Genomic DNA, 14076 nt, shown 5'->3' on the forward strand with positions numbered 1-14076 from the left:
GCCGCCACTGCGAACCCGCAGCATCCGTCGCATGCCACAGCAATAGAAAAGGGGAGACGCGTCATGTCGAAGCACCTGCTGGTCGCCTGGAAAGCCGCAGTGCTGGGCATCGTGTTCGCCTTGCTGGCCGCGTGCGCCTCCGAACCGGCCGAGCCGGTGGCCTTCAAACCCGTGCCCGCTACGCGCATCCTCCAGCCAGGCTACACGGACCCCGCTGCTGGACTCGTCGCTGTCGACGTGCGGCGCGAGCGCTCGCGCGACCTGATCGTGCGCTTTCGCGATGCGCTCGTCTACGTGGACGGCGAGCAGGTCACCGACCTGTTGAACGGCGAGCACGTCGTCTTCTACCTGAGCCCCGGCGCGCACCGGATCGCCGTCTCGACCCAGTTCGACCCGGTCGTCGAAATGCATTTCATCGTGACGCCCGACACCCGTTACAGCAACCGGGCGTCGGTTACCTTCAACGCGGATCACCGCATCGAACTGCACCGCGTCGCGCAGTAGCGCAGCGCGCGACGCACCGCGATGACACTTCGCGGACATCGCCGGCTGGCAAAGCCGCTAACATGGCGGCTGTCATCTGTTCAAACGTGCAGGCGAGGCAGTGCCGAGGCACGCGCCATGGCGGCGCCGCAGCCTGCCGCCGTTTTCGAGGTAATCCACACCATGCTGATCAATTGCGCGGCCTACCAGGACGGCCGCAAGCTCGCCGATATCCCGATCGAGGACATCAGCGAGTATGTGGCGCGGCCAGAATGCTTCGTCTGGGTCGCGCTCAAGGACCCGGGTCCCGAAGAACTGGCCGTCATGAAAGCGGAATTCAACCTGCACGAACTGGCGGTCGAAGACGTGCTGCAGGGCCATCAGCGGCCGAAGATCGAGGAGTACGGCGAGTCGGTGTTCGCAGTGCTGCATACGGTCGAGATGGACGACGACCACGAACTGCTGATCGGCGAAGTCGACGTGTTCGTCGGCTCGAACTACGTGCTGTCGGTGCGGCATCGCACCCGCTTCGGCTTTAGCGACGTACGCGCGCGCTGCGAGCGCGAGCCCGAGCTGCTCAAGGAGGGCGCCGGTTTCGTGCTGTATGCGCTCGCCGACGATATCGTCGATCGCTACTTCCCGATTCTCGAGGCGCTCGGCGCCGAAATCGAGGAAGTCGAAGACCGTATCTTCGACAGGAACAACGTCAGCGCATCGCGGGCGATCATCGAGGATCTGTATTCGCTCAAGCGCCGCCTCGTCAGCCTGCAGCATCATGTGGCGCCGCTCCAGGAAGCGATCGGCAAGCTGAGCGGCGGCCGCGTGCCGCAGGTGTGCTCGGGCATGGAAGCTTACTTCCGCGATATCTACGACCATCTGGAACGCATCGTGCGGACCATCGACGGCCGCCGCGAAATGATCGTGACGGCGATCCAGGTCGACCTCGGCATGATCTCGCTCGCCGAGAGCGAGGTGACCAAGCGCCTCGGCTCGTTTGCTGCCCTGTTCGCGGTGCCTACGATGATCGCCGGCATCTACGGCATGAACTTCCAGAGCATCCCCGAGCTGCATTACAAGTACGGTTATCCGTTATGCCTGGCCGTGATGCTGTCGGTCGACATTTTCTTGTGGTGGCGCTTTCGCAAGGCCGGCTGGCTCTAGACGCCTGTGCTCGCGCCGCGCCTCGTCGCTCCCCCTTGCATCGCACGCAATATAAGTCCAGGATAGGCGGCCCGCCGCCCGCAAAGCTTGCAGACGGCGGGAAACCAGCAAGCGCGGACGAAGCGGGAGACTCATGCCAAAGCGAACTCTTGAGGTATGCCGGATGCGGGCCGTCACGGCCGCATTGCCGGCGCACGGCGGAGCGTGGCGCCTGTGCAGTGCAACAATGCAAGTCGTTGACATGGTGAACAGGCTACGCTGAGAATGAGCCTCGCAAACGTTTGCGCGAAGTCAAAAACACGGCTCATCCCGAGCCTATAAACCTGGAGATTCGCATGGACCACCGCATTCGCCGCCGTGTTCTGGCGGCTGCTGTCGCACTCACCGCTTCTGTTGCGCTGCCGTTTTCCACCGCCCACGCCCAGGCTGCAAAAAAGCCGAAAGTGGCGCTCGTCATGAAGTCGCTCGCCAATGAGTTCTTCCTCACCATGGAAACCGGCGCGAAGGACTATCAGAAGCACAACGCGAACCAGTTCGACCTGATCACCAACGGCATCAAGAACGAGACCGATACGGCGGCGCAGATCCAGATCGTCGAGCAGATGATCGTCTCGAAGGTCGATGCGATCGTGCTGGCGCCGGCCGATTCGAAGGCGCTGGTGCCGGTGGTCAAGAAGGCGGTCGACGCCGGCATCATCGTCGTGAACATCGACAACCGGCTTGATCCGGACGTGCTGAAGTCGAAGGACCTGAACGTGCCGTTCGTCGGTCCCGACAATGCCAAGGGTGCGCAGAAGGTCGGCGACTACCTGGCCCAGAAGCTGAAGGCGGGCGACGAAGTCGGCATCGTCGAGGGGGTGTCGACGACCACCAACGCGCAGCAGCGGACCGCCGGTTTCAAGGCGGCCATGCAGAAGGTCGGCGCGAAGATCGACTCGGTGCAGTCGGGCGAATGGGAAATCGACAAGGGCAACGCCGTTGCTTCGGCCATCCTCAACGAATACCCGAACATCAAGGCGCTGCTGTGCGGTAACGACAATATGGCCATCGGCGCAGTCTCGGCCGTGCGTGCCGCGGGCAAGCAGGGCAAGGTCTACGTGGTCGGCTACGACAACATCGGCGCGATCAAGCCGATGCTGAAGGACGGCCGCGTGCTTGCCACCGCCGATCAGTACGCGGCGAAGCAGGCCGTGTTCGGCATCGATACGGCGCTCAAGGCCCTGAGCGAGCACAAGAAGCAATCCGAATTGTCGGGCGTGGTCGAAACGCCCGTCGATCTCGTGACGAAGTAAGTCCAGCCGCGCCGCCGGCAAGCGGGCGCCGCGCTCGCGCAGCCGCTCGGCGCGAGCGCGGCCCGCCGGCCCGCTGGTTCGCCGGTCCGCCGGTCCGCCGGTCCGCTTCAATTCAATAAACGCTCAAGAAAGCTGCGCCGCCGCCGTTATTTCAGAGATAAGCGCCATGTCGGCGGATGCGGCGGGACCGGGTGTGTTGGAAAATCCAGCGCAAAACCTGCCTTGAGCCGGCATGACACGTGGTTGCCCGCTCCGGGCTCCAGCCGGCTGCCGTCCGTCTGAAGCCCTTGCGAGGCGGCCCCGGAACCAGGATCGCGATGGAATTGACCGCCCACCATGCACTGCCCGCCGTACTGTCCGTGACGGGGATCGGCAAGACGTATGCCGAACCCGTGCTCGCGGATATCGCGCTCTCGCTGTTTGCCGGCGAGGTGCTGGCGCTCACGGGTGAAAACGGCGCAGGCAAGAGCACGCTGTCGAAGATCGTCGGCGGACTCGTCGAGCCCACTGCCGGCTCGATGCGTCTTGCCGATGCGCCGTACGCGCCTGCCAGCCGCACTGAAGCCGAAGCGCTAGGCGTGCGCATGGTGATGCAGGAACTGAATTTGCTGCCGACCTTGTCGGTGGCGGAAAACCTGTTCCTGAACCGTTTGCCGCAAGCCGGTCCGCTGCGCCTCGGCTGGATCGACCGGCGCCGTCTGCGCGAGGACGCGCGGGCCGCGATGGCGCAGGTCGGGCTTGAAGCGATCGACCCGGACACGCTGGTCGGCGAGCTCGGCATCGGCCATCAGCAGATGGTCGAGATTGCGCGCAACCTGATCGGCGATTGCCGCGTCCTGATTCTCGACGAGCCGACCGCGATGCTGACCGCCCGCGAAGTCGACCTGCTGTTCGAGCAGATCGAGCGCCTCAAGTCGCGCGGCGTGGCGCTGGTCTATATCTCGCACCGCCTCGAAGAACTGGCCAAGGTGGCCGAGCGCGTCGCGGTGTTGCGCGACGGCCGGCTGGTGAAGGTCGAAGCGATGAATGCGTTGAGCAGCGATCAGATCGTCACGCTGATGGTCGGGCGCGAGCTGGGCGAGCGGATCGATCTGGGCGTGCGCAACATCGGCGCGCCGCTGCTGAAGGTCGAGGGTCTCACGCGCGGCAAGGTCGTGAACGACGTGTCGTTCGAGGTGCGCGCCGGCGAGATTTTCGGCGTGAGCGGTCTGATCGGCGCGGGCCGCACCGAGCTGATGCGGCTCATCTTCGGCGCCGACCAGAAGGACCGCGGCACGGTATCGCTCGCCGCCACGCCGGGCGCCGCGCCCACGCCCGTGCAGATCGGCTCGCCGGTCGATGCGGTGCGCGCGGGCATTGCGCTGATCACCGAGGACCGCAAGGGCGAAGGACTGTTGCTGCCGCAACCGATCGCAGCCAACGTCTCGCTCGGCAATCTCGGCAACGTGGCGCGTCACGGTGTGGTCGACGCGAAGCGCGAAAACGCGCTGGCCCGGCAACAGATCGAGGCGATGCGGATTCGCAGCTCCGGGCCGGGGCAGATTGTCGGCGAGCTGTCGGGCGGCAACCAGCAGAAGGTCGTGATCGGCCGCTGGCTGGCGCGCGATTGCCGCGTGCTGTTATTCGACGAACCTACGCGCGGCATCGACGTCGGCGCGAAGTTCGATATCTATGGCTTGATGGGCGCGCTGGCTCGCGAGGGCCGCGCGCTCGTCGTGGTGTCGAGCGACCTGCGCGAACTGATGCTGATCTGCGACCGGATCGGCGTGATGTCGGCGGGGCGTCTCACGGGGATTTTCGAGCGCGAGAGCTGGTCGCAGGACGCATTGCTGGCCGCGGCATTCGCCGGCTACCGCGCCCGCGAAACCTTGCTGCACACCCACGACACCCATTCAGCAGGGAGTCTGTCATGACGCATCAACCCCAAGGCGGCAGCTCGAGCGGGGCCAACGCCGCTCCGGTGTCCGACCCGTCGGCGCCGCTCGCGGGCGGCAAGCCGGCGGGCACGCGCCTCGGCTTTTCGAATTACCTCGGTCTGGCCGGCGCGTTGCTGGCGATGATCGTGCTGTTTTCGCTGCTCAGTTCGCACTTTCTGACTTACGACACGTTCAGCACGATCGCCAACCAGATTCCCGACCTCGTCGTGATGTCGGTCGGCATGACCTTCGTGCTGATCATCGCCGGCATCGATCTGTCGGTCGGCTCGGTGCTGGCGCTGGGCGCTTCGGTGGTGAGCGTGGCGGCCCTGAAATGGCAATGGGCGCCGTTGCCGGCGGCTTTGCTCGGCGTCGCCGCAGCGGCGTTGACCGGCACCGTGACGGGCGCCGTGACGGTGAGCTGGCGGATTCCGTCGTTCATCGTCTCGCTCGGCGTGCTCGAAGCGGCACGCGGGGTCGCCTATCAGATGACGAACTCGCGCACGGCCTATATCGGCGACGCCTTCGACGTGCTGTCCAACCCGATCGCCTTCGGCATCTCGCCGGCCTTCCTGATCGCGGTGGTGGTGATGGTGAGCGCCCATCTGGTGCTCACGCGTACGGTGTTCGGCCGGTACCTGGTCGGGATCGGCACCAATGAGGAGGCGGTGCGGCTCGCGGGCGTCAATCCGCGTCCCTACAAGGTGATCGTGTTCGCGCTGATGGGCGCGCTGGCGGGCCTCGCGGCGCTGTTCCAGATTTCGCGGCTCGAAGCGGCGGATCCGAATGCCGGCGTCGGCATGGAACTGCAGGTGATCGCCGCTGTCGTGATTGGTGGTACCAGCCTGATGGGCGGCCGGGGTTCGGTCATCAGCACCTTCTTCGGCGTATTGATCATTTCGGTGCTGGCGGCAGGGCTCGCGCAGATCGGCGCGAACGAGCCGACCAAACGCATCATTACCGGCGCGGTCATCGTGGTGGCGGTCGTGCTGGATACCTACCGGAGCCGGCGCAAGCGGGCCTGAGCGGTCATGTGAGCGATCGCATGAGCGGCCGTACCGGCGGCCAGGCAGGAAAGCAGGGCAGCAAGCAGGGTGTGGGTGCAGCAGGTTGGATCTGTCATTGATGCAAACGCTGGGCCCGGTGCGCGTCGCACCGGCCGGCGGGAAAAACAGGCAGGAGAGCAACAGGTTATGGCGACCATCAAGGATGTAGCGGCCGTGGCAGGCGTGTCGTTCACGACGGTTTCGCACGTCGTGAACAACTCGCGGCCGGTGTCGGCCGATGTGCGCGCAAAAGTCGAGCATGCGATCCGGCAACTCCACTATGTGCCGTCGGCGGTCGCCCGCTCGCTGAAGGCCCGGGCGACCGCGACGATCGGTCTGGTGGTGCCCAACAGTACGAATCCGTACTTCGCCGAACTGGCGCGCGGCATCGAGGACGGTTGCGCGCGCAACGGCTACTGCGTGTTCTTCTGCAATTCCGACGACGATCCCGCCAAGCAGCGCAACTACCTGCGGGTGCTGCAGGAAAAGCGTATCGATGGATTGATCGTGGCTTCGGCCGGCGACGACGCCGTGCTCGCGCAGGCGCTCGCCGACGCGCGCGAGCCGCTGGTGGTGGTCGACCGTAACATCGAAGGACTGAACGCGGATCTGGTGCAGATCGACCATGAAAAGGGCGCCTATCTGGCGACGCGCCACCTGCTCGAACTCGGCCATGTGAAGATCGGCTGCATCACCGGGCCGGTCGCGACCGCCGTCAGCGCGATGCGCGTGCACGGTTTTATCCGCGCAATGGCGGAGCGCGGCATCGAGATCGCGCCGGGCGCGATTGTCGAAAGCGACTTTTCGGGCACCGGCGGCTATCGGGCCGCGAGCCAGTTGTTCGAGACCGTGATGCCTTCGGCAATCTTTGCCGGCAACGACATGATGGGCATCGGCGCGTTGCGCGCCGCTGCGGAACGTAATATCAGCGTGCCGCGCGACTGTTCGATCATCGGCTTCGACGATATCGAACTGGGACGGTTTACCTATCCGGCCTTGTCGACGGTCGGGCAGTCGGTGCGCGCGCTCGGCGAGATGGCGGCGCAGACGCTGATCGAGCGGATTACCGGGACCGCAGCCGGCACGGCCGGCGCACCGGCTCGCCGGCGCGTGGTCGCGCCGCGCCTGATCGTGCGCGAGTCCACCGCGACGTGGACGGGCGCCGGGGCCGGGGCGGGGCGCGCGGGCGTCGCGGCTTAGTCTCGCGCGCCACGGCGCGCACCCGGCGTGCCGCGAGGGCGGATCCACCCATGACAATCTGAAGGAGAAGCGACTTGGCAAGTCAGTCAGCAGGCGGACGGGTAACGGTAGTCGGCAGCCTGAACATGGACCTCGTCGCGCGGGCGCCGCGCCTGCCGCAGCCCGGCGAGACGCTCGCCGGCAGCACGTTTGCCCAGGTGGCGGGCGGCAAGGGCGGCAACCAGGCCGTCGCGGCGGCGCGCCTCGGCGCGCAGGTGGCGATGCTCGGCTGCGTCGGCGCCGACGCGAACGGTGCGCAACTGCGGGCCGGGCTTGCCGCCGAGGGCATCGATTGCGCCGCGCTCGAAACGAGCCCATCGGCTCCGACCGGGGTGGCGCTGATCGTGGTCGACGACGCCAGCCAGAATGCCATCGTCATCATTGCGGGCAGCAACGGGGAAGTGACGCCGGCGACCATCGCCCTGCACGAAACTGCACTGGCCGCGGCGGACGTGGTGGTCTGCCAGCTCGAAACGCCGCTGGCCGCCGTGCAGGCGGCGTTGACGAGCGCCCGCCGGCTCGGCAAGACGGTGATCCTGAACCCGGCGCCCGCGAGCGGGCCGCTCCCCGCCGGGTGGTTCGAACTGATCGACTATCTGATTCCGAACGAACTGGAAGCCGCCACCCTCACGGGCTTGCCGGTGGACTCTCCCGAGGATGCAGCCAAAGCGGCAGCGGCATTGCGCAGCGCCGGCGCGCGCAACGTACTGGTCACGCTCGGCGCACGCGGCGTGCTGGTCGCGCTCGAAGGCGCCGAGCCCACGCTCTACGCCGCGCAGAAGGTGGCGGCCGTGGACACGACCGCTGCCGGCGATACCTTCATCGGCGCCCTGGCGGCTCAACTCGCGCGCGGCGAGAGCATCGATGCTGCGATCCGCTTCGCCCAGCGGGCGGCGGCGCTCTCCGTGACGCGCGCCGGTGCGCAAACCTCTATCCCCACGCTCGCTGAACTGGGCGCCTAAGGCCGAACACGTGGCGTCTGCCTGACAGGGCGTCACGGGTTCCACGCCTGACTCTGCCGCAAACGCTTCGCGCCATCGCCCGCAAGCGCCTTTCTTCCTTTTCATCAGCCAGCCCCGGCGGTCGCAATGGGTCCAACCCGCGCCGGTGGGCGCTTCGTCATGCGCGCGTTGCCTGGTTTCTGGCCAGGCTCCAAGCGAGTTGTAATTTGTACAAGCTTTAACCCGGTCAATCGTCAGACCATATAAAAACTTTAAGTATGTTGTCCGAATGCCGTAAACGACTGTTAGAGCGCCGCATCTAGAAGGCGCCGGCCTGGCGAAGGTCAACCGTACCTGGCGCCGCACACGCCCCCTCTCATTCGTCACGTCACAGGAACCAGCATGTTGAACAAGGGCATCACCATCAAGGCACGGATCGGCCTGACCATGGCTTTTCTCGCCGCATTGCTGCTGATCATCGGCGTTCTCGGGCTCATGGGCATGAGCCGCGCGAACGACGCCCATCACGAAACGTTCGCTAACCAGATGCCGAGTGCAGTCGATATCGGCAACGCCGAACTGTACGCGGCGCGCGAGCGTCTCGCGCTCGACCGGGCGGCGTTCATGTTCGGCACGCCGGAGGTTGCTGTCACGCTGGAGCGCGCCCGCCTCATGCGCACTACATCGGACGCCTGGTGGAAAAAATATCTCGGCCTGCCGCGTGAGGCGGAGGAGGATCGCCTGGCGCAGGACGTGGCGGCCAAACGTGAAACGCTGCATCAGGCGCTGGACGCGTTTGCCGCGCTCGTGGCCGGGACCGACCAGTCGAAAATTCCCGACGCCGCGAAGGACCTGCAGGTCAAGTACAACGACCTGGCGGTTGCCGACGACGCCTTGCGCAAGCTGCAGTTCGCCCAGGCCCAGCAGGGCTTCGACACCGAGCAGGACAGCTTCGGTACGTTCCGCCTCGTGAGCATCGTCTCGCTGGCTGTCGGCCTGCTGGCGGCGCTGTTTTCGTATCTGACGTTGAGCCGCGCAATTGGCCGCCCTCTGGCCGACGCTCTGGAGCATTTCGACGCGATCGCCGCCGGCGACCTGCGCCGCCCGGTGATCGTGGCGACGCGCGACGAAATGGGGCAACTTCTGGAAGGCATCGCGAAGATGCAGCGCAGCTTGACCGAGACGGTGCGTTCGGTGCGCGGCGGCAGCGAGTCGATCGCCACGGCGACGCGCCAGATCGCCGCGGGCAACATCGATCTGTCCTCGCGCACTGAAGAGCAGGCGTCGGCGCTGCAACAGACGGCTTCGAGCATGGACCAGTTGACCGGCACCGTGAAGCAGAACGCCGACAACGCCCGCCAGGCCAGCTCGCTGGCGGCCAACGCCTCGGAAATCGCCAACAAGGGCAATGCGGTGGTCGGGCAGGTGGTCGGCACGATGGGCGACATCAACCAGAGCTCGGCCAAGATCGCCGACATTATTTCCATTATTGAAGGCATCGCCTTCCAGACCAACATCCTGGCGCTCAACGCTGCCGTCGAAGCGGCGCGCGCCGGGGAGGAAGGGCGCGGCTTTGCCGTGGTGGCGGGCGAAGTGCGCAGCCTGGCGCAGCGCTCTTCGGCGGCAGCCAAGGAAATCAAGGAACTGATCGATACCTCGGTGGAGCGGGTGCAGTCCGGCTCGGCGCTGGTCGACCAGGCCGGCCGCACGATGACCGAGATCATCGGCGCCGTGCAGCGCGTGACCGACATCATGGGTGAAATCGCCGCGGCTTCCGAGGAGCAGAGCAGCGGGATCGAGCAGGTTGCACGGGCGGTCACGCAGATGGACGAAGTGACCCAGCAGAACGCGGCGCTGGTTGAAGAGGCGGCCGCCGCGGCTCAGTCGCTTGAAGATCAGGCCGGCAAGCTGCGTACTGCGGTGGCCGTGTTCCAGATCGCCGATGGCGATGCCAAGGCGCCGGCTGCCCACATAGTGCGCAGTGCGGTCCACAAGCCGGCGGTGCGCAAGAAGGCCACCACAGCGAGCCCGCGCCGCGCGCCGGCGGCCACGCCGTCGTCTGCGCCGGCTGCGGCAACGACAGGTGTTGCGCCTGTCGCACCGTCCGCGCCCGCTCCGGCCGTAGCCGCGGCCAAGGCACCGGCTGCTGCCAAAGCACCGGTTGTCGCCAAGGCGCCAATTGCCGCCGGCAGCGATAACGACTGGGAAACGTTCTGATGACCTTCGACGCGGCGCTTGAGGGTTAGCCAGGCGTTAGCAGAGGGTTTAAGCGTGATGGGAAGCATGCGGCCATAGACCGCAGAGAGCACAGCGCTCGTCCGCTCCGGCGCGCGATGACACAAAGCGCATTGCAGCAGCCTTACGGCGCACTGGCGCACGCCGCGCCGCTTTGACGGCCGGCGCTGCCGGCACGGCCCACCCATCGCCGCCATGGCGGAATCCAGCAGCACGAACAGGACCACGGTTGCGCGTACAACCGTGGTCTTTTTTCATGGTCGACGCAGTAAGCACCCCGGTTCGACTTGTGTTCCGGTACATTGTCGGGCGCGATTGCCCATTCAATGCGCCAGCCAGAAAGGACCGACATGACGCCACACGACCTTGCGCAACGCCTCGTTCAGGCGCGCAGGCAGCACCGCCTGATCGACGCTCCTCCGCCCGACAGCCTGCCGCCCGACGCCGCCACCGCCTATGCGATCCAGCAGGCCGTGATCGCCGGCCTCGAGCAGTCGACCGGCGCCTGGAAGATCGGCGCCAAGGCGCCGGGGGCGGCCGCCTCGGGTGCGCCCATCCCGGCCTCGCTCGTGCACGGGTCGCCGGCCACGCTCGCCCATCGCGGTTTTTTCCGCGTCTTGCTGGAACTGGAGATTGCCTTTCGCTTCAACGAGGCGATCGAGCCGCGCGGCGAAGCCTATGCGCGCGATGAGGTGCTCGCGCGCGTCGGCGCAGTGCTGCCTGCGATCGAGATTGTCGATAGCCGCTTTAGCGAGTGGCCCAATATCGCTCCGCTCGCGCAACTGGCCGATGCGCAAAACAACGGTGCGCTCGTGACCGGACACCCGGTTGCCTACGCGGGATTTGCGCGCACGTTCGATTTTGTCTCGCCGGCGCTGGAATTGACATTTGACGGTGCGTCGCTGGTGCCCGAAGCAACCGGCAATCCGGCCGGCGACCCACGCGAACTGCTGGTCTGGTTTGTCAACCACTGTGCGGCAATGGGCATCACCATCGAACCGGAATGGACCATTACAACCGGTTCGTATGTCGGCGCGCACCGGGTCGAGCGGGCGGGCGCCGTGTATGGCCGCATCGACGGCCTGGGCGAAGTCGAGATCGAGCTGACCTGACCCGCAGCGCCCTACCTCCGGGAAGCCGTGTGCGCTGAACTCATCACGCGACACGGCCGCCGTGCCGCCCGGCATGGTTGCCATGGCCCGTCACGCCGCGGCATGACGCATCCGCCAGGCGCGCCTCCCCGTATACACCTATGTAATCGAACGCACGCAGCGCCGACATACAGTTAAGTTATGTAAGTGGCAGACCATGCAGCCGATGTGGATATCGGGCAGCTTGGTGCGAGCACGCACACCGCTTTGCAATTCGAGACGAACGAAAGCGGCGCTGCGGTGACGAACCTGTCAGCGACGAAGATGTAACAGCACGGCATGCAGACAAACATGTAACACTGCATCAACGCTGTACACGGAAACGCTTCGCTGCGCGTTGAGGAAAAAAAGCGCAAGGCAAAGCGTGACACGCAATGGTGCAAGCGCAGGTCGAAGCACGGATGGTTCGTGTATGGGAGCAGCACAGGTTGTTGCTGCGAGCCTGACGAATCGTGGCAATGCGGTCGAAGATTGTAGGTGACCGAATCTGTGTTTCCAAGTGAGGATTGTAGGGAGGGCAACACGGCACGATTTTCATCACGTAGTCCGTGAAAAAAAATTTAAAAGGGTTTAGGATGAATTCGAGCGATGTCGTTTCCGATTAGCGCGCCGCGCACGACATCGGTCTAGACTTTGGCGAGGAGGTAGCATGGATATCTACAGCAGTTTCGCGACCCGCTTCGAGAAAACGCGAGAGGATGAACTCTCGCTCGAGGAGTATCTCGCGCTCTGCAAAGACAATCCCGCCGCGTACGCTACAGCCGGCGAACGCATGTTGACGGCAATTGGAGAACCCGAACAGATCGACACTCGTAACGACCCGCGCCTGTCGCGGATCTTCGCGAACAAGGTCATCAAGGTATACCCCGCATTCCGTGAGTTCTACGGAATGGAAGAAGTGATCGAGCAGGTGGTCGCGTACTTCCGGCATTCGGCCCAGGGGCTCGAAGAAAAGAAACAGATTCTGTATTTGCTGGGGCCGGTCGGCGGCGGCAAATCGTCGATCGCGGAACGTCTGAAGCAACTCATGGAGCGCGTACCGTTCTACGCGATCAAGGGCTCGCCGGTGAACGAGTCGCCGCTGGGTCTGTTCGACTACGACGAGGACGGTCCGATCCTCGAAGAACAATACGGTATTCCACGCCGCTACCTGAAAAGCATCCTCAGCCCGTGGGCCGTCAAGCGGCTGCACGAGTACAACGGCGACATCCGCAAGTTCCGCGTGGTGCGCCGCTATCCTTCCATCCTGCGGCAGATCGGTATCGCCAAGACCGAGCCGGGCGACGAAAATAATCAGGATATTTCGTCGCTGGTCGGCAAGGTCGACATCCGCAAGCTCGAGCAATACGCCCAGGATGACGCCGACGCGTACAGCTATTCCGGCGGCCTGTGTCTCGCGAATCAGGGCCTGCTCGAATTCGTCGAAATGTTCAAGGCGCCGATCAAGGTCCTGCACCCGCTGCTCACCGCCACCCAGGAAGGCAACTTCAAGGGCACGGAAGGTTTCGGTGCGATCCCGTTCGACGGTGTGATCCTCGCCCACTCGAACGAGTCTGAATGGAAGGCGTTCCGCAATAACCGCAACAATGAAGCCTTGCTCGACCGGATCTTCGTCGTGAAAGTGCCGTATTGCCTGCGCTATTCGGAAGAGATCAAGATCTACGAGAAGCTGTTGCGCAACTCTTCGCTGGCAAGCGCCGTATGCGCGCCCGGCACGCTGAAGATGATGGCGCAGATGTCGGTGTTGACGCGCTTGCAGGAGCCGGAAAACTCCAGCCTCTTTTCGAAGATGCAGGTCTACGACGGCGAGAATCTCAAGGACACCGATCCGAAGGCCAAGTCGTATCAGGAGTACCGCGACTTTGCCGGCGTCGACGAAGGCATGACCGGTGTGTCGACCCGCTTCGCGTTCAAGATCCTGTCGCGCGTGTTCAACTTCGACTCGACCGAGGTGGCTGCGAACCCGGTGCATCTGATGTACGTGCTCGAACAGCAGATCGAGCGCGAGCAGTTCCCACCGGAAACCGAGCAGAAGTACCTGTCGTTTATCAAGGACGTGCTCGCTTCGCGCTACGCAGAGTTTATCGGCAAGGAGATTCAGACCGCTTATCTGGAATCGTATTCGGAGTACGGGCAGAACATCTTCGATCGTTACGTCACGTACGCCGACTTCTGGATCCAGGATCAGGAGTTCCGCGACCACGACACCGGCGAGAGTTTCGACCGTGCCTCGCTGAATGCGGAACTGGAGAAGATCGAGAAACCTGCTGGAATTAGCAATCCGAAGGACTTCCGCAACGAGATCGTCAACTTCGTGCTGCGTGCACGTGCTGCGAACGCAGGCAAGAACCCGGCGTGGATCAGCTACGAGAAGCTGCGCGTCGTGATCGAAAAGAAGATGTTCTCGAACACGGAAGAACTGTTGCCGGTGATTTCGTTCAATGCAAAGGGTTCGGCGGAGGAACAGCGCAAGCACGAAGACTTTGTCAACCGGATGGTTGCGAAGGGTTATACGCCCAAGCAGGTGCGGTTGTTGTGTGACTGGTATCTGCGCGTGCGCAAGTCATCGTGATCTGCTCATGAAAATGATAGCGTGCCGCCCGCGCAGGGAG

General features: G+C 64.5%; 10 protein-coding genes. All 10 read left to right on the plus strand.

All coding sequences use genetic code 11. The features are described 5' to 3' along the window. Nucleotides 1–63: 63 nt before the first annotated feature. The 10 genes from AC1ECK_RS12265 to AC1ECK_RS12310 all read left to right on the plus strand — a co-directional run bounded on the left by AC1ECK_RS12265 (nucleotide 64) and on the right by AC1ECK_RS12310 (nucleotide 14036). Nucleotides 64–504: a hypothetical protein gene (locus tag AC1ECK_RS12265; RefSeq protein ID WP_480319314.1), complete on the plus strand. Its 441-nt coding sequence runs from the start codon at nucleotides 64–66 to the stop codon at nucleotides 502–504. Nucleotides 505–666: 162 nt separating this feature from the next. Beyond that, complete coding sequence (gene corA, locus AC1ECK_RS12270) at nucleotides 667–1644, plus strand: magnesium/cobalt transporter CorA (RefSeq protein ID WP_480319462.1); 978 nt, start codon at nucleotides 667–669, stop codon at nucleotides 1642–1644. A 335-nt stretch (nucleotides 1645–1979) separates the two neighbouring features. After that, the gene (locus tag AC1ECK_RS12275) at nucleotides 1980–2936 is read left to right on the plus strand and encodes a substrate-binding domain-containing protein (protein WP_480319316.1); all 957 of its coding nucleotides are present in this window, start codon (nucleotides 1980–1982) and stop codon (nucleotides 2934–2936) included. 317 nt (nucleotides 2937–3253) lie between these two features. After that, the gene (locus AC1ECK_RS12280; protein ID WP_480319321.1) at nucleotides 3254–4849 is read left to right on the plus strand and encodes a sugar ABC transporter ATP-binding protein; all 1596 of its coding nucleotides are present in this window, start codon (nucleotides 3254–3256) and stop codon (nucleotides 4847–4849) included. Beyond that, complete coding sequence (locus AC1ECK_RS12285; protein ID WP_480319326.1) at nucleotides 4846–5877, plus strand: ABC transporter permease; 1032 nt, start codon at nucleotides 4846–4848, stop codon at nucleotides 5875–5877. Before AC1ECK_RS12280 ends, AC1ECK_RS12285 begins: the two co-directional genes overlap by 4 nt. A gap of 168 nt (nucleotides 5878–6045) precedes the next feature. Then, nucleotides 6046–7098 carry a LacI family DNA-binding transcriptional regulator gene (locus AC1ECK_RS12290; RefSeq protein WP_480319331.1) on the plus strand — a complete coding sequence of 351 codons (1053 nt, stop codon included), beginning with the start codon at nucleotides 6046–6048 and terminating at the stop codon, nucleotides 7096–7098. Nucleotides 7099–7172: 74 nt separating this feature from the next. Further along, a complete protein-coding gene (gene rbsK / locus AC1ECK_RS12295) occupies nucleotides 7173–8099 on the plus strand; it encodes a ribokinase (RefSeq protein ID WP_480319334.1) in 927 nt (308 codons plus the stop codon). Between the two features lie 381 nt (nucleotides 8100–8480). Continuing rightward, a complete protein-coding gene (locus tag AC1ECK_RS12300) occupies nucleotides 8481–10295 on the plus strand; it encodes a methyl-accepting chemotaxis protein (RefSeq protein ID WP_480319336.1) in 1815 nt (604 codons plus the stop codon). A 368-nt stretch (nucleotides 10296–10663) separates the two neighbouring features. Further along, nucleotides 10664–11425 (plus strand): 2-keto-4-pentenoate hydratase, encoded by a 762-nt coding sequence (locus AC1ECK_RS12305; RefSeq protein WP_480319338.1) that lies wholly within the window; start codon nucleotides 10664–10666, stop codon nucleotides 11423–11425. A 688-nt stretch (nucleotides 11426–12113) separates the two neighbouring features. Further along, on the plus strand, nucleotides 12114–14036 hold the full coding sequence (locus AC1ECK_RS12310) for a PrkA family serine protein kinase (RefSeq protein ID WP_137958367.1): 1923 nt from the start codon (nucleotides 12114–12116) through the stop codon (nucleotides 14034–14036). Nucleotides 14037–14076: the final 40 nt, after the last annotated feature.

The sequence above is a fragment of the Paraburkholderia sp. SSBN10T genome, from assembly GCF_056619545.1.